Here is an 18,664-nt window from a genome sequence, read left to right on the forward strand (position 1 = left end):
ACATTGGGCGTGGGTTGGTGTGCGGCTTGCAGTCAATCCCCCATGCTGCACGGAAGCCGCTTTATCCCATGGAAGAACGACGAGCGCAGCCGGTCGGGCTGGCCGGTGACGGTGAGCCCGGGCACCTTCGGGTACAGCTCTTCGAGCATCACCCGAAGCTCCAGACGGGCGAGTTGAGCACCGAGGCAGAAGTGCACCCCCCCACCGCCGAAGGCCGCGTGTCCGGCGTCCACCCGGGTGACGTCGAACTCGTCGGCCCGCTCGAAGACGTCCTCGTCGCGGTTGGCCGAAAGGTAGTGCATCAGCACCCAGTCACCTTTCGGGATCTGCTGCCCGCGGATCTCGACGTCTCGGGTGACGGTGCGGCGGAAATGCATCACCGGCGTGGCCCAGCGCAGCAGTTCTTCCACCGCAGGTTTGACGGCTCCAGGATCGCGCGCGAGCAAGGCCTGCTGATCGGGATGCTGAGAGAGCGCCAAAATACCGTGACTCAAGGTATTTCGGGTGGTCTCGTTGCCGGCGATCGCCAGCAGCAGGAAGAATTCGTTGAGCTGGTCGCGGTTGAGCTTTTCGCCGTCGACCTCGGCGGATAGCAGAGCCGAAAGAATGTCGTCGGTGAGCCCGTGCTGGCGCCGATGCTTCACCAATTCACCGCAGTAGCGGAACATCTCGGCTGCGGCCTGCCCGAGCGCCTCGGGAGTCGGCGCGTAGTCGGGGTCCTCGATGCCCAGGGTGCCGATAGCATTGCTCCAGCGGAAAACCTCCATGCGGTCTTCGGCCGGAACACCGAGCACGTCGGCGATCACCTGAAGCGACATCTCGGCGGAAATGTCTGGCACAGCATCGAATTCACCCTTCTCCAGGATGTCCGCGACGATGTTGCGGGCGACCTGGCGCATGTGCGGTTCCAGCCGCAGCACGTTGCGGGCGGTGAACCCCTGGTTGATCAGCTTGCGGTAGTGGACGTGCCGGGGCGGGTCGATTCCCGGTAGCATCGCCGAGGTGGGACCGGCCTCGACCTCGACCAGCGTGTTACCTCTCGAGGACGTGAAGGTATCGGTATCACGACTGACGGTGCGGACATCGGCGTGCTTGGTCAACAGCCACGCTCGAGGCAGACCCGACAACTGAACCGGGTGCACCGGATTGTCGGCGCGCAACCTTTTCAACGCATCCAACGGTGCGCCGACAACAAAGGTATCCGGGTCTAGCACTGCCGCGGCGTCACGGTCAGCGGGCGTTTCCTGGTTCTCGACGGTCAACGAACCCAGATTCGGAACAGTCATGAATTCTCCATTGCCTTGACACCGGCGATGATCACGTCCAGGCCCGCGCGGAAGCGCTTAGCGGGCTGACGACGGCCGCGCAACTCCTCCAAGCTGACCGAGCCCAGCAGATAGGTGTAGAGCACCGTGTGAGCCGCCGCGACCACGGCTTTGGACACGCCGGCTTCGGTCAGCAGCGAGCGGCTCAGCCGGTCCAGCCGGCGGGCCCGCTCGCCGCCTCCGCTGGTCTGTAGCAGGCCAGCAACCCCCGGGACGTCGAGCATCACCTCGCGGGCCGAACAGAAGAGTTCGGCCAGTCGCGTCTCCCAAGGACCATCTTCGGGCACCGGGATGTCGGCCAGCACGGACTCGGCGAGCAGATCCAGGGCGGCCTGTTTTCCCGGAACGTGGTAATAGACCGACGGCACCGCCGCGCCGAGTTCGGCGGCCAGCGACCGCATCGTCACCTGTTGCACACCCACCCGACGGGCCAGCGCATGCAGGCAGGACACCACCTGTGCGCGGTCCAGTTCACCGTACGGACGCCGCACCGCCGACGTCATTCGAGCCCTGTTCGAATCAATTCGAGCACTGTTAGAATCTAGCGCGATGAGCACCGCCGCCGCAAAGTTGTCCGTCGCCACGCCGGTGGTGACGATGTTTCCCGGCGCCAGCTCCGACTGGGAGATCAAGGCTTCCATCGAAGACGTCACCCGCGTCGCCGAAGCCGCCGACCGACTCGGGTATCACCACCTGACCTGTAGCGAACACATTGCACTGCCCACCGCCGAGCCGGCCCGCCGCGGTGCCCGGTACTGGGATCCACTGGCCACGTTCGGCTACCTGGCCGCGCGTACTCAGCGAATCAAATTGGCCACCAACGTTTTAGTGCTCGGCTACCACCACCCGTTGGAAATCGCCAAGCGCTACGGCACCCTGGACGTCGTCAGCAACGGGCGGCTCATCCTAGGTGTTGGCGTCGGCTCTCTCAAAGAGGAGTTCGACCTGCTCGGCGCGGCGTTCGAGGACCGCGGATCCCGCGGCGACGACGCGCTGCGAGCCTTACGCGCATCATTGTCGACCTCCCAGCCCGAATACCAGGGCGAGTTCTACTCGTTCGGGGGCATGATCGTCGACCCGTGTGCCGTACAAGATCGCGTCCCGCTCTGGGTCGGCGGGCGAACATTGCGCTCGCTGCGGCGCGCGGTCACCCTGGCCGACGGATGGGCGCCGTTCGCCGTACCGAACGCTCAGGCCCGAGACTGGTTGAACCGCTTTGAACTTCCAGCATCGTTCGACGTCGTGCTGCCGCCGCCGATCCGGCTAGATCCTCTCGGAGAACCCGATCGGGCGCGGGAGCTGATCGCCGAGACCCTCGCGGACGGTGCCACCATCGTAAGCGCCAACTTCGCGCACACCTCGCTATCGCACTACCTGGAGAATCTGCAGTCACTGGCGGAGTTGAACGCCTCGTGAATCGAGTCAAGGCAGGCATTTTCAGCCTCACTGCCACGTCGACGGACGATGACGGCAGTTATCTGCGTTGGCACCTGCTCGACCACATGCCCGAGCAGTATCAGCTACCCGGAATAGTCTCCGGGTTGCGCTGGATCGCCGACGGCGAGTACCCGGCGGCCCGGCTGGCGTCGAACGGACCGCTCGGCGAGATCGCCAATGTCGTGCATTACCTCGTCGGCGATCCGGTTCAGCAGACCTTCGACGACTTCGTCGAGCTGGGCCGGAAGCTACGCGAGAACGGCCGCATGCCGAACATGCGGCCGTTGTTGCAGATTAGTGGGCTGCGTCTGCTGCAGTGGCAGGCCGCGCCGCGGGCCCTGGTGTCCGCGCAGGTGGTTCCGTTCCGCCCGCACCGCGGTGTGCTGCTGATCGTGGAAGAAGCGACGGGCGATCGTCCGGACGCTTGGCTGGAATGGCTTGCTACCGAGCACTATCCAGAGCTCTTAGCCGGCCGCGGGGTGGCCGGGATGTGGATGTTCGGCTCGACCTGGGCCCCGGTACCGCGGGGCTGGCGCGCCGACCCGCAGTACATCACCGCCGTCTACCTCGACGACGACCCGCTGGCCGTCACCGCTGCGCTGGCATCCATCGTCGAGCAGCGGTGGCAATCGCGCGCAGTACGGCCTGTCTTCGCTGGGCCGCTGCGCAGCATGATCACGTGGGACGCCTGGGTGTGAGCTTGGCTCACTGCGCGCCGATGTCCACGTCACTCAGCATCCCGGTTGCGCGGAGCACACCATCGTGATCGCCTGGATAGGGTGGAGCGGTGAACGAGCGCGGACGAGTACTGGTCACCGCAGCCGAGCTGGCGCGGCTTATCGATGCCGGGGAATTGGTGAGCATCCTGGACGTGCGCTGGCGACTCGATGCTCCGGATGGTCGGACGAGTCATTTGGAAGGCCACATCCCCGGCGCGGTGTACGTGTCGCTCGAAGACGACCTCAGCGACCACACAGTCGCCGGGCGTGGACGTCATCCGCTGCCGTCCGGCGCTAGTCTGCAGGAATCGTTACGGCGGTGGGGTGTACGTGACGGCGTACCGGTCGTCGTCTACGACGACTGGAATCGAGCCGGCTCCGGGCGCGCCTGGTGGGTGCTCACCGCGGCGGGGCTCACCGATGTGCGTATTCTCGACGGCGGCCTCCCGGCGTGGTGTGGCGCCGGGGGCCATTTGGAGACCGGCCCTGTCACGCCGCCCACCGGCAATGTGACTGTGCCGCACGATGATTTGTATGCAGGTGCCCAGCCCACCTTGACTGCCGAGGAGGCCGGCACGGCGAACATGCCGCTGTTCGATGCGCGTGCACCCGAACGCTTCCGCGGCGACGTCGAGCCCGTCGACGCGGTCGCCGGGCACATCCCCGGCGCGAAAAACCTCCCGTTCGGGAGTTTGCTGACCGCCGACGCCGCGTTCCTGGGTGCGAAGGAGCTGCAAACCCTGTTGTCGGAGAACGGTATTAAGCAGGGTGAACCGGTGGGAACGTACTGCGGTTCGGGAATCACTGCCGCCGTCGTGGTCGCCGCACTTGCCGCGGCGGGTCAACGGGCTGCGCTGTTTCCCGGGTCCTGGTCGGAATGGAGTTCAGACCCACAGCGCCCCGTCGAGCGCGGCTAATCCGCAGCCGTTACATCGGCCTCCGGAAAAAAGTCGGCGCGCTTCTTGCCAGTGCGACAATATGCCGCTCGAAGTCAGGCGGTCGCGGTACAGAGCGTTCAGGCCCCGGCCCACGCGCCCAAGAACGCTGCAACCACCCGGGCGGCATTCTCGGCGGCAATCTGCTTGTAGAAGAAGAACTGGAAAGGAAATCCCGGCAGCCGCAGCGGATCACCGGGACCGTCCGACATACCGCGAACGCCCAGAAACGGGACGCCGTGCGCCGCCGCGACGGCCTGCGCAGCCGCGGTCTCCTGATCCATCGCGTCATAGGCCGGATTCTGCGCGGTCGAGATGTTCAAGTTGCTCAGCAGCCCCTTGGCCAGGAACGGCCCGATCGCCTGAAAGAAATTGCCGGTGTAAAACAACGACCGGCCGGGCGCGCTGCACGGCTGGCAACCGAAAACGTCACCGCTGTTGGGTACACAGGGGAACGCCTGACCATTGTTGGAGTCGGTGCTGTATCCGTCGCCGCCGACGAATAGTCGCGGTACCCGCCGAAGATCGATCAGCTTGACGGTGGGCACCTTGCGGCACAGGCAGATCGGATTACCAAGATTGTTGACGCCACTGAGGTTCACCTCGAGCGCGTGAGCAACCGCCAGCATGCTGAGGTCGACCGCCGTGAACGTCGCGCCGTTGTCCAGGGTCCACCGGGCCGGCACCGCGACGTCGCCCACGCTCGTGCGCCCAGCCCCGCCCGCGACCCCTGAAAACACCACTGCCCCAACTGCGGTGCCCGATGCACAGGTGAAGTGGTTCAACGCCGTCTCGGTCACACGTGTTGCGTTGACCAGACCGATGCCGGTCATCGCGACGATCACCTGCTTGCCCGAGATCGAACCCCGGTAGAAGTACTGTCTGTCAACCACTTCGACAGCGTTTGCTTCCAGCTGTGTGTGCGCCAGCACCGCGTCGGCCTCAGCGGGGAACGCCGTCAGCACCAACGTGCGCTGTTCGCAGACAGACGCCGTCACCTCCGCAACCCCCTCGGGTGAAGCACCCGGCAAACATAGCGCGACCACCACCGCAAGCGCAGCTTGGAGTCGCTTGAGCACGGTCCCCCTTCTTTGCCGAAGCTTCGTCGGTAGGTTGCTGCGCACGATTTTCCCGCGACATGGCAGGTAGCTGGGAAATCGTTATCGTTTTTCTTGACAAACGAGGTCGAGTCGTGACCCGCACTCCGGCGTCGGACTGGGCACCCTGAGCGCGGGGTAGCACATCCGACCTGCCAAGCTGGCAACATGGACCTCTTCGTTGAATGGCACAGCAGCGGGACGGAACTGACCTGGCGATCGACCACCGACGCCAACGCCGGGCAAGCGGTCTCGATTTTCCTGCGCCGCTTCGGCAAACCGGGGGCGCCCGCGCTGGTGTGTGTGCACGGCTTTCCGACGTCGAGCATCGACTACTTCGCGATGGCCCGCGAACTGGGTGATGACTTCGAGGTCTTCGCCCTGGACTTTCCCGGCTACGGCGCCTCCGACAAACCGCCCGAACCCTACGTCTACTCCCTTTACGACGACGCGCGTCTGCTCGTGCACGCCATCACTAAGGTGTGGAAGTTGACTGAGTACCGGATGATTACTCACGATCGCGGCAGCAGCGTCGGGATGATCGCGCTCGGACTGCTCACCGAAAGTGGCCAGTTGCCAGTCGATGTTATCGTCACCAACGCCAATATCTACCTGCCGTTGTCGAATCTCACTCCGTTTCAGATCGCGCTTCTCGACAGCGCGACTGGCCGGGCCACGGCAGCGGAGACGACGCCGGAGCTGCTGGCCGCCGGACTAGGGGTCACCACGTTCATGCCGCGCCGCCGGCCCCATGACCCCGAGATAGCGGCTTTGGCAAAATGTTTCGCCTACAACAACGGTATCCGGGTGCTGCCGGACACCATTCAGTACTTGCACGAGCGGGCCGCTGACGAAAAGCGTTGGCTGGAAGAACTTTCCAAACTTCCAGTCAATACCACGCTGGTCTGGGGCCTGCACGACACGGTCGCGCCGTTGCGCGTAGCCAACCATGTGTGGCAGAAGTACCTGCGCGCCAAGCCCGGCCAGAGCCGCTATTGGGTGGTCCCGACCGCCGATCACTACGTGCAATGCGACGCACCCGGCGAGTTGGCACAGATCATCCGACTCACCGCGCAGGGCAAGGACATCGCGCTACAGCTGCAGACTCTCGGGGACAAACCCGAAGGCCCGGTGCTGGTGGATCAGCTGAACAGCGACTGACCGATGTAGTGGCCCGGGCTCGGCGACGGCGGTATCGCGAAGATCGCCGACCCGACGTGCCGGATGTACTCGTTGAGCAGATCGTCGGCGCCCAATTTGTTCTGCAGCCTGATGAAATTGCGCGGGTCGTTCTGATAGGAGATGAACAACAGGCCGGCGTTGAGTTGACCTGCGCTGTCCAACCCGTCGGTGTAGTTGTAGGAGCGCCGGCGGATCATCACACCGTCGTTGTTTTCCCTTGCCGCCAAACCGACGTGGGACAGCGGATCGATGACCGGTTTACCGTCACGGCCTTTGGCGCCGAAGTCCGGTGTGTCGAATTCGTCCTTGCCCCCCAGCGGTGCACCGCTCTGCTTGTTGCGGCCGAAAGTCTGTTGCTGGTCGCCGATCCGGTCGGTATCCCAGGTTTCGAGCAGCATCCTGATCTTGCGGACGACCTGATAGGTGCCGCCGTTCATCCAGCCCTGGTCGCTGTTGTCGACCCACACGAATTGGCGGTACTGCTCGTCGGTGATGACGTTGCGAGTTCCGTCCTTGAATCCCATCAGGTTTCGTGGCGTGGCCTGGCCGGGTCCGGCCGATGCTCGACCAAAACCCAGAACCTGCCACGACGGCGCGACGATGTCACGTCCGAGCCGGGTCAGGTTGCGCGTGGCGTGATAGCACACCTGCGGATCGTCAGCGCAAGCCTGCACCGACAGGTCTCCGCCGCGCAGGAGCGGATCGAGGTTGTCGCCGTTGAGGACAGGCAGGTCGGTAAACAAAGCGGGTTTGCGACTGGCGAGTCCGAAGCGGTCGCCGAACACCGACGGCCCCAAGCCAATGGTCACGGTGAGTGCGGCCGGACTCAGACCGTGCGCTTCACCGGTGTCTGACGGCGGCTGCACCTCCACCGCCGGCTGCACCGCACCCACCGGATTGCCTTGGTGCAGAACCGCGGCCGCCGCCGACCACCGCGCGAGCAGGGCCTGCAGGTCGGTCCGCCCGGCCCTGTCGGCCAGCGAGTATGACATGAACACGCAGTACCGCTGGGGCGGTGTCGCGATTCCGCTTTGATGACTGCCTTCGCGCGATTGTCCGTAGAATTGGTGGCTGCGGCGCAGGTCGACCGTGTCGTTGTCGTCGCCCTTTCCCGGCTCTGCCGCGACCGCGTATCCGGCCAGTCCGCCGGTAGCTGCGCCGGCCAGCCCGGCCAACATGGTGCCGCCGAGCAGTCGGCGGCGCGAAACCGGTGCACTGTCAACCGGGTTTGCGATTTCGGCGGCTTCGTCGTCGGTCATGTCATCCCGCTGCGACGACTTTCCGGGCGACCAGGGACAGGCTCTGATGCAGTGGTTGAATGACCGCGGTCAGCTTCGACGCATCCCGGGCCCGTAGTGCCGGCGTGTAAGGCTGATAGCCGCCCAGCGCCGCCGGATCGCGATAGCCATTCAGCACCGACAGCACGTCTTGAAACTGTTGGTCGATCTGCCTGACGAGGTTGCTGTCAATCTTTTCCAGGCCGGGCCGCAGCGCTGCGTACGCTTGCTGCGCGCCTTCCACGTTGGCGGCGAAGTCGAGGAGGTCTAGGTGGCTGAACGACTCCTCTTCGCCGGTGATCTTGTTGTTCTGCACTTCTTCGATAAGGTCGGCGGCGCCATTGGCCAGGTCTTCAGGTCGGTATTGCAGGCTGGCGACGGTGTCCTTCAATTTCCCCACATTGTCGACCAGTTCGGCACTTAGCGCCTTCGTGGCCGTGGTGATCGACCCGGCCTGCCACAGATCGCGCTCGATAGCGTGGAAGCCCTTCCAGCCAACCTTGGCGTCGACCGGAGTCGACTCGCGCATGTCGATCAAGTAGTCGAGGTTACCCTCGTTGTCGCCGACCGCAAAGCCCGGCAGCACAAAGCCTTCGACGTTGGCTTCAGCGCGCTCATAGAACGGCCGCGCTCTCGCGTAGGCCTGTTTGGCCGCCTCCACATTGCCCGATTGCACGGCACCGTCGAGCACCTTGACCGCATCGTAAAGCTGCCCGATCTGGTTGACGATATAGGTCGCGTAATCTTTGGTGCCCTGGCTGAGAATGGTTGCCACCGTGCCGGTAGCCGGAGCGGGCGCCCTTCCGGTCACCGTCAGAACTTGGTATTCGATCTCCGCACCGGGGCAATAGATCTGGTAGGCACCGCCGTCGAGGGTAACGGTGAACGATACGGGATCCAGGCCCGGCGCGAGGTTTTCCTTCTCACCGAGGATTCGCTGATCTTTGAGCAACTCGACTTCGTTGATGCCAGGGGCATTCGCGTTCGATGCGGTGAAAGTTACCGGCCCAGCCGGTACCGTCGTGGTGCTCAGGACGCAGCGGTCCTTGCCGCCGTCGTTGCTCATCGTCACCTTGACCATGTTGGTCCCGGATTTCGGCGCATCGCTCTCGGCGTGGCCGCAGCCAGCGACGGCCAACCCGGCGGCGGAGAGCGCGGTCAATTGCTTAAACCGATTGACGCGCTTCGACATTAGCTGCTCTCCCCCTCTCCGGACCGGTGGGGCGCCCGGCGTGTATTGCGGCGACGTCGCAGACCAGGGCAAACCCGGCCACTATCAACGGCAGCCAGAGCCGCCAGAGTTCACGTTCGGCGCGCTGTCGGGCGTTCTCGCGGAGTTGGGCGGCGATTGCCTGGTCGTTGACGGTGAACCAGTCGGAGGGTAGTCCGCCGAGGCTGACCGTTTTCGGGGTGGTCAACCCACCGCCGCTCAAGACAGCGGTACGACTGCTCACGGACTGCGCGCTCACCAGGGAGTTACCGTGCACGCGAATGGTGTACACCGTACTGGTCGTCCGGTGCGCTTCAAACGGGCCAGGGGTGCGTGCCGCCGAGAGACCCACCGGTAGCCGTCCACCCGTTGTTGCCGCCAGTTCGGTCAGGGTGACTGTTGGCTCGCTGTCTGTCGCGCCCGCCAGCGTCGCCTGCCAGACCCGCACCGGAACGCCGTCCACAGATTCGTCACCCGCGGCGGCAAGCGGGACCGAGCTCGGCGCGCCGGCGGTCGGGGCGATCGACAGCGCGCGACCGCTGGGTGCAGCCGCGAGCGACACGGCGATGGCGCGGCCCAGGTGGTCGACGGCGGTCCGCGCGTTCGCGACGGATTCCGCGCCGCCGGCCGGCACCGCGAGGGCAAGCACCGCCGCGCCAATTATCGAGGCAGCCGCAGTGGCCACCAGTCGCCGGCGCAGTGCGCGCGGTTGCAGGGCGCGCTTGGTCGGCCACAGGAACACGACCAGCACCGGCAGCGCATACAGCAACCAGCCGAGCACCTCAACCAGCCGCGGATCGGGCGGGATGCCGAACAGGCCGGTGACCAGCGCTCCGCGCACTGATCTGCCAGGAAGCCAGGGTGAGAGGTCGAACACCTGGTGTTGCCCGATGGTGATCCAGCCTGCTTCGTGTGCGGTGCGCAGGGAGCCCAGCACCAGTCCTGCGGCGATAAGCACCAGGAAGGCGCCCGTGACGCGGAAGAATCGGGCAAGGTTTAGCTTCAACCCACCCACATAGATACCTGCGCCCAGCGCGATCGCAGCAGCGATGCCCGCCACCCCACCGAGGACGGCCAGCCAGCGGCTGCCGTGGGATGTCTGCGCAGCGGCCAGCAGGAAGACGGCCGTTTCGAAGCCCTCCTTGAGCACGGCGAGGAAGGCCATAGCGGTCAGCGCCAGCGATCCGCCGCGACTGATGGCTTCCTGGGCCTCGCGTTCGAGGTCTCCTTTAAGGCGGCCGGCGTTGCGGTTCATCCAGATGATCATCGAGGTCACGAAGACGACGGCGATAGCACCGATGACCGTTTCCATCATTTCTTGCTGGCGTTGCGGCAACGTCGTGGTCAGCAGATCCAGGCCAACGCCCACGCCTACGCTGATCGCGACGGCGAGGGCCACCCCGGTAAACATTGGTTGCACCGACCGGCCGTTGCGCTTTAAGAAGGCGGCAACGATGCTGACGATCAGCGTTGCTTCCAGGCCCTCTCGGAGGCCGATCAGGAAGGTCCCGATGAATACGCCCTGCATATATGCCCGATTCCCGTCTCCCCGGAACGGGGATTCATTAACTCAGACTAACTAATACGAGCTAATACGAGGTTCGGAGCTTGCCAACCCGTCGGCGAGACCCTCAGGTCACATGCGTCCACTGTCACCGGCGGGAGACGCTAGGTGACGCAATTGGGCCGTGGTCGGCCGAGCGACGGTATACAGCCGCCACCACACGGACTATCCGGTGATGACGGGAAGTTTCGCCCACCCGCGCACACTGCTGGTGTGCGCTTTCTCGGCCGCCGCGTAATCGACTTCCCAGGACGGCCACCGCTTGATGACCTCCTCGAGCGCCACCCTCGCCTGCATCCGCGCCAGCGCCGAACCCAGGCAGAAGTGCAGACCGTGCCCGAAGCTGAGATGAGCCGCGCCGCGATGAATATCAAAACGCTCTCCGTCGACGAACTTGCGCTCATCGCGGTTAGCAGACCCGTTGAGAAGCAACATGATCGAGCCCTCGGGGACCAACGCGCCGTGGCAGGAGACGTCGTGGGCGACGTAGCGCGCCTGGACCGGCGAGGGAGCCTCGAAGCGCAGCACCTCCTCGATCGCCATCGGAATCAGCGACGGATCGGCCACGACCTCCGCCAACTGGTCGGGATGCTCGGCAAGCAGCTGCCCGATGAAACCGATCAGCCGCGTCGTCGTCTCGTTGCCGGCCCCGGCGATCATGCTGGTGTACATCAGCACCTCGGTCCGCTCCAGGCGCCGCACCACACCGTTTTCTTCGATCTCCGCGTTGAGCAACTGTGTCATCAGGTCATCGGACGGATGCTCGATCCGCCAATCGATGTAGTCGGAGAACACCTCGTAGCTCTTCTCGAACAGGTCCCCGTCGACCGCCTGAAAGGTGCCCTCACGCAGGTTGATCGCGCGCCCCCCGCGGTCGCGGATGTTGGCCTGATTCTCCTCCGGAATACCCAGCAGATAGCCGATGGTGCGCATCGGGACCATCGCCCCGAGATTCTCGATGAAATCGAATCGGCCCGACCCCACCAATGGATCCAGCGCACGGACACAGAAGTCCCGCGTCAGCGGCTCGATCGCTTCCATCCGTCGAGGTGTGAAAACCCTTGACAGCAGCCGGCGATGCAGATCGTGTAGCGGGGGATCCTCGAACAAGATGACCCCGGGCGGCACATCGATGCCGCTCATGATGATGTCCATCGTGGTGCCGCGACCCGACCGGTAGGTCTCCCAGTTCGTCAGCTCCGGAGCGACGTCCTCGTACCGACTCAGCGCGTAAAAGTTGTATTTCTCGTTGTGGTACAACGGGATTTCCTCGCGCATCCGCTTCCAGATCGGATACGGATTGTCATCGATGTCGAAATCGAAAGGGTCATAGTAAATCTCGGTCGCAGTCATGCGGTCTCCACCGCAACAGAACGAACCGAGGCCGCCTCGGGCAGCACTACATCTCCCACCCGTTTGAGATAGGGCCACGCCAACTCGGGCGGCACTCCGCCGCACAGCGGCGACAGGGCCAGCATCTGGCCGGCGCGCACCCGCGAAATCGCTTCCTCCACCGTAATGATCACGTGCGACTTTCCGGTCTCACGCAATTCCTCGACCGTGTCGACATGCGAGAAACCTGCCGTCGTCTCATCGCCCGGGTTCCACGACGCATACGTTCGCGCGTCGTGCAGCAGGTGCTCACCGAGCTCCGCCCACGCCTGCTCGACATCCTCGGCGACGAAAACCACCGAGGGATTGTTGCGGTCCGGGAAGAACGCCACGCCCGGTTCGTAGCCATGCTTGCGGGCCGAGTTCTCATACGCCTCCCGCATACCGGGGATATTGGCGTTGGCCAACATTCCTAGCCCATAACGCCCCGCCCGTCGAGCCGCGGCCAGACTCCCGCCGCCCCACATCAACCCCGGGCCACCAGGGTTCAACGGCTGGGGAGTCACGAAGACCCGCCGGTCGCCGTCGACCACGGTCTCACCGGCTAGCAGCTTGCGCAGCAACGCCAACTTCTCGTCGGCCAACCGCCCGCGATCGGCCAGGTCCAGCCCATAGATGTCGAATTCCTCCGGCCGGTATCCCAGCGCGAAGATGTAAGACGCCCGACCCTTGCTGATGACGTCTAGCACCGCGATGTCCTCGGCCAGTCGAACGGGGTTGTAGAACGGCAGTATCAGGATCAAGCTCAGCGGTAGCCGCTCGGTGCGCGACGCGACCGCGGAGGCCAACAGCAGTGGAGAAGGCAGGTACCCGTCCTCGGACCCGTGATGCTCGCAGAGGACGGCGGCCAGACCTCCGTGGTTCTCTGCCCACGCGCACATCTGCGGAACGGCGGAATACAGTGTCGCCGGATCGGCGCCGAAGCCCGGCGCGCGCATATCGAAGCGCAGCGTGTACACGCCTTCTCCTATGTAACCTAATATTTGTGCCACGTACGCTACGTGGGACCCGTGATCGTGGTCAACCACCCGCAGGGGCCAGGTTTGTAACTTACATCTTGTCCGGATATTGTAACGTCGGCGGACCGAACCACCAGGGAAAAAGGGGAAGCGATGACGACGGCGTCAGAGTTACTAGGTTATGAGGGCAAGAACGTTCTGGTGGTCGGCGGTGCGACCGGTATGGGCGCGGCCGCGGCGCAGATCGCTAAGGACCTCGGTGCACACGTCACGGTGATGGACTACGCACCGGTCGAGTTCGACGTCGACCGCGTGATCTCGCTGGACCTCAGCGACCAGGATTCGATCGACCGGGCGGTCGACGAGCTCGATGGTCCGGTGCACTCGCTGTTCTCGGCCGCCGGCGTCGCCGACGGGCCAAAACTCATGCAAGTCAACTTCATCGGGCACCGCCACCTCATCGAGCGGCTCTTCGAGAAAGACCTGCTGCCGCGCGGCGCAGCCATCTGCTTCATCTCCTCGGTTGCCGGCATGGGCTGGGAGAACGACCTGGAACTAGTGCAAGACTTCCTGGCCACCCCCGACTTCAAGTCGGCCCTGGACTGGTCGCAGGAGCGCGAGCCGCAGGGCATCATCCACTACGGCTTCAGCAAGAAGGCGATCAACGGGTACGTTGCCTGGCAGGGCTACCCCTTCCAGAAGAAGGGGGTCCGGATCAACGCGGTCTGCCCCGGTCCCACCGACACCCCGCTGGCCCGGGCGAACGCCGACCTGTGGCTGACGTTCGCGCAGGACTACCGCGACGACACCGGAAGCGCCACGCTGACACCAGAAGACATCGGCAAGGCAATGATCATGCTCAACAGCGCCGCGGCGGCATCGATCAACGGAATCACGCTCAACGTGGACCAGGGCCATGCCATGGCTTCGATCACCGGTTCGTTCGCTCCCGGCAAGCCGATCATGGACCTAATCACCGGCCGGGTTCAGCTGGCCTAGGGTTAGTCAAATACGTGCCGGGGCAAGGTCATCGGCATATCCAGTGAGCTCAACAGACCGGGTTCCGCGTCGACGACAAACGGGATGGCATTAACCACCCGCATTGCCGTCGCCGCCATCGCCGCATGTCCTGCACCGTGGCCTTCGGCCTCGCCGAGGGTCAGCGTGCAGTGGATGTCGGGGTCGCCCTCGATCTCGACACGGTAGGTGGCGTCGAAGTCCGATGCCGGCCAGTCGGGTGCGACGTCGCGCGCCATTCGGATGACGTGTTCGAGGATGATGGCCTCCCGTCCGTTCACCACTCCGGCAGCTCGGGTGCGCACGGCGCCGCAGGTGCCCGCCGCGATCGTGCCGAATGCCACGTCGATATCGCGGTCGGTCAGTTGACGGTCCAGCGTGCCGTGCACCTCCTGCAACTCGACGCCCAACCCGGCGGCGATCAGGTTTAGCGGTGCCTGCCAAGCCATTTCGATGAATCCGGGTGTCTTCATCATCGGCTCGAAATCGAGCGGCCGGCCAAATCCCAAGCCGTCCATCATTACATCGGCCACCGGATAGTGATCGTTGAGCGCAACCTCGCTCACCGTGATGGTGCGGATGCTCTTGGACTGGGTAGTCATCAGTAGCGCCATCTGGTCAGAGGCGAAACCCGGGAAGATGCCCGAGGCGTAGAACGACGCCCCGCCCGCTGCGGCGGCTTCCTGAAGTTGATTCCGCCAGTCGGGCGCGTAGTAGGAAGGTGGATAGATCAACCCGGTCGAGGTCGTCGAGACTACATTGATGCCGGCGTGCAGCAAGCGCAGGTAATCTGGCACGGCGCCGCCGTCGCGTTCCGGCCCGCTGGCCGCATAGACGACGCAGTCGGGCTGCAGGGCGATGAGCGCTTCGGCGTCATCGGTGGCCGTCACCCCGGACGGTCGGATGCCGGCCAGCTCGCCTGCGTCTTTTCCGATCTTGTCGGGCGAATGTACCCACACGCCAGCCAGATCCAGATCTGGCCGACGAACAATCGCGTCGATCGCGATTGACCCGACTCCCCCGGTAGACCACACGACAACACGCATGTACTACCCGCGCACCATCGGATCGAGCACCGCGACAATCTCCTCTGCAGTCCGGCCACGCGTGGTATACACCCCAGTACTCTAACCTAACGTTTGTTCCGGCCATCGCCCCGGCGGGCCCAGCCCAACCCTGGCTAGAATCCGTGCGTGTCGCGTAACCCCCTCGAGGAGCTCTCTCTCGAGCAGCTGCGTACCCGGACCAGCATGAAGTGGCGGGCTCATCCGGCCGACGTGTTGCCGTTATGGGTGGCGGAGATGGACGTCCACCTTGCCCCTACCGTCGCGGAGGCCATCCATCGCGCCGTCGACGCCGGCGACACCGGCTATCCGCACGGCAAAGGTTACGCGCAGGCGGTCAGCGAATTCGCAGCGCAGCGTTGGCAATGGGACGGCCTCTCCGTCGGTCGCACCCGCGTGGTACCGGATGTGATGCTCGGGGTGGTCGAGATGCTGCGGTTGCTCACCAATCACGGCGATACGGTGATCGTCAATTCGCCTGTCTACGCGCCGTTTTACGCATTTGTTTCGCATGACGGGCGGCGTGTGATCGAGGCGCCGCTGGGCCCCGATGGCCGAATCGACCTAGGCGCACTGGAAGAAACGTTCGCACAAGCCCGCGGGCAAGCCGGTCGCACCGGCAAGGTGGCCTACCTATTGTGCAACCCGCACAACCCGACCGGCGCGGTGCACACCAGAGACGAATTGCGCGTAGTCGCCGAACTTGCCCGCCACCAAGGCATCCGGGTGGTATCTGACGAGATCCACGCCCCATTGGTGCTGGCCGGTGCACGCTTCACGCCTTATCTCAGCGTGCCCGGCGGTGAGGATGCACTGGCCTTGACTTCGGCGTCGAAGGCCTGGAATCTGGCCGGGCTCAAGGCGGCTCTGGCGATCGCGGGGCCCGAGGCCGCCGCAGACCTTCGCCGGATGCCCGAGGAGGTCGGCCACGGCGCCAGCCACCTGGGCCTGATCGCGCACACCGCCGCCTTCCGCACCGGCGGCGACTGGCTCGACGCCCTGCTGCGGGGTCTCCACGAAAATCGAACGCTGCTCACCGATCTCGTCAGCAACCACCTGCCTGGGGTGCGGTTGCTGAGGCCGCAGGGCACCTATCTGGCTTGGCTGGACTGCCGGGAGCTGGGTTTCGACGACCCGTGCACCGAGGGAATCAAGGTGGTCTCCGAGCTGTCGGGGCCGGCCCGGTGGTTCCTCGATCACGCCCAGGTCGCGCTCAGCTCTGGGCATGTCTTTGGGACCGGCGGAGGGGGCCATGTGCGCGTGAATTTCGCGACATCGCAAGCGATTCTGACCGAGGCGATCACCCGCATGGGGCAAGCGCTCAAAACGCTATCCTGACGGCTTTACCAAGCCGTCGAGCCGTCTAACTCGCTTCTGCGTCAACGTTTCTCGATGGCGTTGGTCAGGCCTGCTGGGTGACGGCCAGCACGGACTCGGCGAACTCGGGACGACACACCACCAGGTCGGGCAGCTTGGGATCCGGCCGGTTGTAGGCCAGCGCGGACCCGTCGATGCGAGAGGTGTGCAGGCCTGCGGCGCGAGCCACCGCGACAGGAGCGGCCGAGTCCCATTCGAATTGGCCGCCAGCATGGACGTAGATGTCGGACAGTCCCTGCATGATCGAGGCTACTTTGGCTCCTGCAGAACCCATTTCGACCAGGGTGCCGTCCAGCGCGTCGCGCACCGCGAGTGCGATCGCCGGAGGGCGGGTCCGCGACACCACAATCCGCGGTTTGTCCGCGGCGGCGGACGGCGCTTCCACGTTCGGGGTGGACAGGGTAATCCCCTGCGCGGGCAGCGCTACCGCGCCGGCGACGAGTTCACCGGCCTGCCAGAGCGCGACGTGCACCGCCCAGTCGGTGCGCTCGAGCTCGGAGAACTCGCGGGTGCCGTCCAGCGGGTCGACGATCCACACCCGTGCGGAGCGCAGCCGCACCGGGTCGTCGGCGCCCTCTTCGGACAGCACGGCGTCGTCGGGGCGCTCACGGCCCAGAGCTTCCATCAGGAAATCGTGGGATCGCTGGTCGCCCGCTGCTTTTCGCTCGCTCCCCGCGGCGTCTGCGAACTCCTCACGGACTTGCAGGAGCAGCTGGCCCGCTTCGGTGGCCAACTGAGCGGCCAGTGCGTGGTCATCCATTGAGCGTCCTTAATACACGGTAATCTTGGTAAGGTTAGCCGACTTTATCTGACTATGTTGGCCTCCCCGTGACCGCCCCGCGACGTCGCTGGCGTGCCCGGGCACAACGGTGCGAATGTCGCCGGCGATTCGCCGTGACTACGCACCCGCCGCCCGCAGTCCGACGGATCTCAGAGCCCGAACTGGTCGTCGATGATGCCCAGCCAGATCTGAGCGCAGTCCATCGCAACCTTTTCGCTGATAAACGCGTGCTGCGTACCGGTATAGATGTCGCGGAACGAGCGTTCGAGCCGGCTGCCCTCGCGGATCGAGCTGGTCCCGGCCGCTAAGTGCGCCCACTGTGCGCACTCACGAGAAACGTCCGTGGCGTAGACCGCGGCCGCACGCATATCCGCCCGCAGCGTCGGGCTCAGATCCGAACCTTCGGCCACGGCAGCTTCCGCAGCCCCGAACGCGTCCAATATCAGCAGCCGCGCCGCCCGCCACGCCGAAACGTGTTGTGCCAACCCCTTTTGGAAGGTGGGACGACTGGCCAACGACGCCATGTCGCTCATCCGGAACTTCGTCGCGGCCAGTTCGGCGACGTCGTCAAGCATGCTCTTGGCGACCCCCAGCGCCCACGACGCATGCCCCGCCGCGGTGACCGGCATCAGTCCCATCCGGGCGGCCGGTGAGGTGCCGCGGAACGGCACTCGGTCGAAGAGCCCGAACGTCCGGCGCGCGGGCACGAAAACGTCCGCGGCGCTGTAGTCGTAGGATCCCGTCCCCTTTAGACCCTGCACGTGCCAGCCGTCGTTGAACTGAATCTCTTCCCGCGGCACCACGGCCACCCGCATGTCGGGAATGCCTTCGCTGATCCAGCGCATCTCACCGTTGTCCATCGGGAAGAACCCGGCCGCGACGTACTGCGAGTGGCCGGTGCCTGATCCGAAGCTCCACGATCCGCTGAGCTGATATCCGCCGTCCACGACGGTCCCCTGCCCGTTGGGAAAGAACTGGCCACCCATGGTGACGTGGTTGTCGTGGGCAGTGAACACTTCGGCGAAACCGTCGTCGGGCAGATAGGTGGCCGCGGCGAACCGCGACGGCAGGTTGGCGATCCCGATCCAGCCGAAAGAGCCGTCCTGCCAAGCCATCTCGATCCAAGTATCGATCATCTCGGCCAGCGACGGCTCGATACCGCCGGCCTCGACGGGGCTCAGCGCCGTCATCAACCCGCTGGCCCACATCTCGTCGACAATTGCGTCGGTCAGGGTGCGGGCCGCCTCGCATCTGGCGGCCTCGGCGCGTACCAGCTCACGCATTCCATGGGCCTGGCCAAGCATGCTGATCGTTGCAGTCATCGCTAT

The 18,664-nt window shown here is 64.8% G+C and carries 17 protein-coding genes; 6 read left to right on the plus strand and 11 right to left on the minus strand.

The window, feature by feature from the left end; translation table 11 throughout:
• Window positions 1-32: 32 nt before the first annotated feature.
• A complete protein-coding gene (locus H0P51_RS17605; protein WP_180914053.1) occupies window positions 33-1,286 on the minus strand; it encodes a cytochrome P450 in 1,254 nt (417 codons plus the stop codon).
• Window positions 1,283-1,828, minus strand: coding sequence for a TetR/AcrR family transcriptional regulator (locus H0P51_RS17610; protein ID WP_180914054.1), 546 nt, complete (start codon window positions 1,826-1,828; stop codon window positions 1,283-1,285). Before H0P51_RS17610 ends, H0P51_RS17605 begins: the two co-directional genes overlap by 4 nt.
• 46 nt (window positions 1,829-1,874) lie before the next feature.
• Here H0P51_RS17610 and H0P51_RS17615 point away from each other — a divergent pair, with 46 nt between their 5' ends.
• The 3 genes from H0P51_RS17615 (at window position 1,875) to H0P51_RS17625 (ending at window position 4,398) form a co-directional block, all read left to right on the plus strand.
• The gene (locus H0P51_RS17615; RefSeq protein ID WP_180914055.1) at window positions 1,875-2,741 is read left to right on the plus strand and encodes an LLM class F420-dependent oxidoreductase; all 867 of its coding nucleotides are present in this window, start codon (window positions 1,875-1,877) and stop codon (window positions 2,739-2,741) included.
• The gene (locus H0P51_RS17620) at window positions 2,738-3,460 is read left to right on the plus strand and encodes a hypothetical protein (protein ID WP_180914056.1); all 723 of its coding nucleotides are present in this window, start codon (window positions 2,738-2,740) and stop codon (window positions 3,458-3,460) included. The genes H0P51_RS17615 and H0P51_RS17620 overlap by 4 nt, the downstream gene beginning before the upstream one ends.
• A gap of 89 nt (window positions 3,461-3,549) precedes the next feature.
• A complete protein-coding gene (locus tag H0P51_RS17625) occupies window positions 3,550-4,398 on the plus strand; it encodes a sulfurtransferase (protein WP_180914057.1) in 849 nt (282 codons plus the stop codon).
• Between the two features lie 98 nt (window positions 4,399-4,496).
• Here the strand turns inward: H0P51_RS17625 and H0P51_RS17630 are convergent, their stop codons facing one another.
• The gene (locus H0P51_RS17630; RefSeq protein ID WP_246398040.1) at window positions 4,497-5,495 is read right to left on the minus strand and encodes a phosphorylase family protein; all 999 of its coding nucleotides are present in this window, start codon (window positions 5,493-5,495) and stop codon (window positions 4,497-4,499) included.
• 186 nt (window positions 5,496-5,681) lie between these two features.
• On the opposite strand from H0P51_RS17630, the gene H0P51_RS17635 reads away from it, so the two are divergent.
• The gene (locus tag H0P51_RS17635) at window positions 5,682-6,674 is read left to right on the plus strand and encodes an alpha/beta fold hydrolase (protein ID WP_180914058.1); all 993 of its coding nucleotides are present in this window, start codon (window positions 5,682-5,684) and stop codon (window positions 6,672-6,674) included.
• Here the strand turns inward: H0P51_RS17635 and efeB are convergent.
• The 5 genes from efeB to H0P51_RS17660 form a co-directional block, all read right to left on the minus strand.
• Window positions 6,656-7,954 (minus strand): iron uptake transporter deferrochelatase/peroxidase subunit, encoded by a 1,299-nt coding sequence (gene efeB / locus H0P51_RS17640; protein ID WP_180914059.1) that lies wholly within the window; start codon window positions 7,952-7,954, stop codon window positions 6,656-6,658. The two genes, H0P51_RS17635 and efeB, sit on opposite strands and share 19 nt — an antisense overlap.
• A 1-nt stretch (window position 7,955) precedes the next feature.
• Window positions 7,956-9,164, minus strand: a complete 1,209-nt coding sequence (gene efeO, locus H0P51_RS17645) for an iron uptake system protein EfeO (RefSeq protein WP_246398042.1) — start codon at window positions 9,162-9,164, stop codon at window positions 7,956-7,958.
• Window positions 9,139-10,710 (minus strand): iron uptake transporter permease EfeU, encoded by a 1,572-nt coding sequence (gene efeU, locus H0P51_RS17650; RefSeq protein WP_180914060.1) that lies wholly within the window; start codon window positions 10,708-10,710, stop codon window positions 9,139-9,141. Before efeU ends, efeO begins: the two co-directional genes overlap by 26 nt.
• Before the next feature lie 201 nt (window positions 10,711-10,911).
• The gene (locus tag H0P51_RS17655) at window positions 10,912-12,099 is read right to left on the minus strand and encodes a cytochrome P450 (protein WP_180914061.1); all 1,188 of its coding nucleotides are present in this window, start codon (window positions 12,097-12,099) and stop codon (window positions 10,912-10,914) included.
• Window positions 12,096-13,097, minus strand: coding sequence for an LLM class flavin-dependent oxidoreductase (locus tag H0P51_RS17660; RefSeq protein WP_180914062.1), 1,002 nt, complete (start codon window positions 13,095-13,097; stop codon window positions 12,096-12,098). The genes H0P51_RS17655 and H0P51_RS17660 overlap by 4 nt, the downstream gene beginning before the upstream one ends.
• A 153-nt stretch (window positions 13,098-13,250) precedes the next feature.
• On the opposite strand from H0P51_RS17660, the gene H0P51_RS17665 reads away from it, so the two are divergent.
• Window positions 13,251-14,096 (plus strand): SDR family oxidoreductase, encoded by an 846-nt coding sequence (locus tag H0P51_RS17665; protein WP_180914063.1) that lies wholly within the window; start codon window positions 13,251-13,253, stop codon window positions 14,094-14,096.
• A 2-nt stretch (window positions 14,097-14,098) separates the two neighbouring features.
• Here H0P51_RS17665 and H0P51_RS17670 read toward each other — a convergent pair whose 3' ends face one another.
• Window positions 14,099-15,160 carry an NAD(P)H-dependent amine dehydrogenase family protein gene (locus H0P51_RS17670; RefSeq protein ID WP_180914064.1) on the minus strand — a complete coding sequence of 354 codons (1,062 nt, stop codon included), beginning with the start codon at window positions 15,158-15,160 and terminating at the stop codon, window positions 14,099-14,101.
• A 147-nt stretch (window positions 15,161-15,307) separates the two neighbouring features.
• Between H0P51_RS17670 and H0P51_RS17675 the strand changes: the two genes are divergently transcribed.
• Entirely contained in the window at window positions 15,308-16,516 is a 1,209-nt protein-coding gene (locus H0P51_RS17675; protein WP_180914065.1) for a MalY/PatB family protein, read from the plus strand.
• A 64-nt stretch (window positions 16,517-16,580) separates the two neighbouring features.
• On the opposite strand, the gene H0P51_RS17680 is transcribed toward H0P51_RS17675, so the two are convergent.
• Window positions 16,581-17,315 carry a 3'(2'),5'-bisphosphate nucleotidase CysQ gene (locus tag H0P51_RS17680; RefSeq protein ID WP_180914066.1) on the minus strand — a complete coding sequence of 245 codons (735 nt, stop codon included), beginning with the start codon at window positions 17,313-17,315 and terminating at the stop codon, window positions 16,581-16,583.
• Between the two features lie 170 nt (window positions 17,316-17,485).
• On the minus strand, window positions 17,486-18,658 hold the full coding sequence (locus tag H0P51_RS17685; RefSeq protein WP_180914067.1) for an acyl-CoA dehydrogenase family protein: 1,173 nt from the start codon (window positions 18,656-18,658) through the stop codon (window positions 17,486-17,488).
• Window positions 18,659-18,664: the final 6 nt, after the last annotated feature.

This window comes from Mycobacterium vicinigordonae (assembly GCF_013466425.1).
Lineage (GTDB): Bacteria > Actinomycetota > Actinomycetes > Mycobacteriales > Mycobacteriaceae > Mycobacterium > Mycobacterium vicinigordonae.

What these genes read in the sequence shown, in the direction of transcription:
- H0P51_RS17605 (WP_180914053.1), bottom strand. Translation starts at nt 1,286, where the DNA reads ATGACTGTTCCGAATCTGGGTTCGTTGACCGTCGAGAACCAGGAAACG.
- H0P51_RS17610 (WP_180914054.1), bottom strand. Translation starts at nt 1,828, where the DNA reads ATGACGTCGGCGGTGCGGCGTCCGTACGGTGAACTGGACCGCGCACAG.
- H0P51_RS17615 (WP_180914055.1), top strand. Translation starts at nt 1,875, where the DNA reads ATGAGCACCGCCGCCGCAAAGTTGTCCGTCGCCACGCCGGTGGTGACG.
- H0P51_RS17635 (WP_180914058.1), top strand. Translation starts at nt 5,682, where the DNA reads ATGGACCTCTTCGTTGAATGGCACAGCAGCGGGACGGAACTGACCTGG.
- efeB (WP_180914059.1), bottom strand. Translation starts at nt 7,954, where the DNA reads ATGACCGACGACGAAGCCGCCGAAATCGCAAACCCGGTTGACAGTGCA.
- efeO (WP_246398042.1), bottom strand. Translation starts at nt 9,164, where the DNA reads ATGTCGAAGCGCGTCAATCGGTTTAAGCAATTGACCGCGCTCTCCGCC.
- efeU (WP_180914060.1), bottom strand. Translation starts at nt 10,710, where the DNA reads ATGCAGGGCGTATTCATCGGGACCTTCCTGATCGGCCTCCGAGAGGGC.
- H0P51_RS17655 (WP_180914061.1), bottom strand. Translation starts at nt 12,099, where the DNA reads ATGACTGCGACCGAGATTTACTATGACCCTTTCGATTTCGACATCGAT.
- H0P51_RS17665 (WP_180914063.1), top strand. Translation starts at nt 13,251, where the DNA reads ATGACGACGGCGTCAGAGTTACTAGGTTATGAGGGCAAGAACGTTCTG.
- H0P51_RS17670 (WP_180914064.1), bottom strand. Translation starts at nt 15,160, where the DNA reads ATGCGTGTTGTCGTGTGGTCTACCGGGGGAGTCGGGTCAATCGCGATC.
- H0P51_RS17680 (WP_180914066.1), bottom strand. Translation starts at nt 17,315, where the DNA reads ATGGATGACCACGCACTGGCCGCTCAGTTGGCCACCGAAGCGGGCCAG.
- H0P51_RS17685 (WP_180914067.1), bottom strand. Translation starts at nt 18,658, where the DNA reads ATGACTGCAACGATCAGCATGCTTGGCCAGGCCCATGGAATGCGTGAG.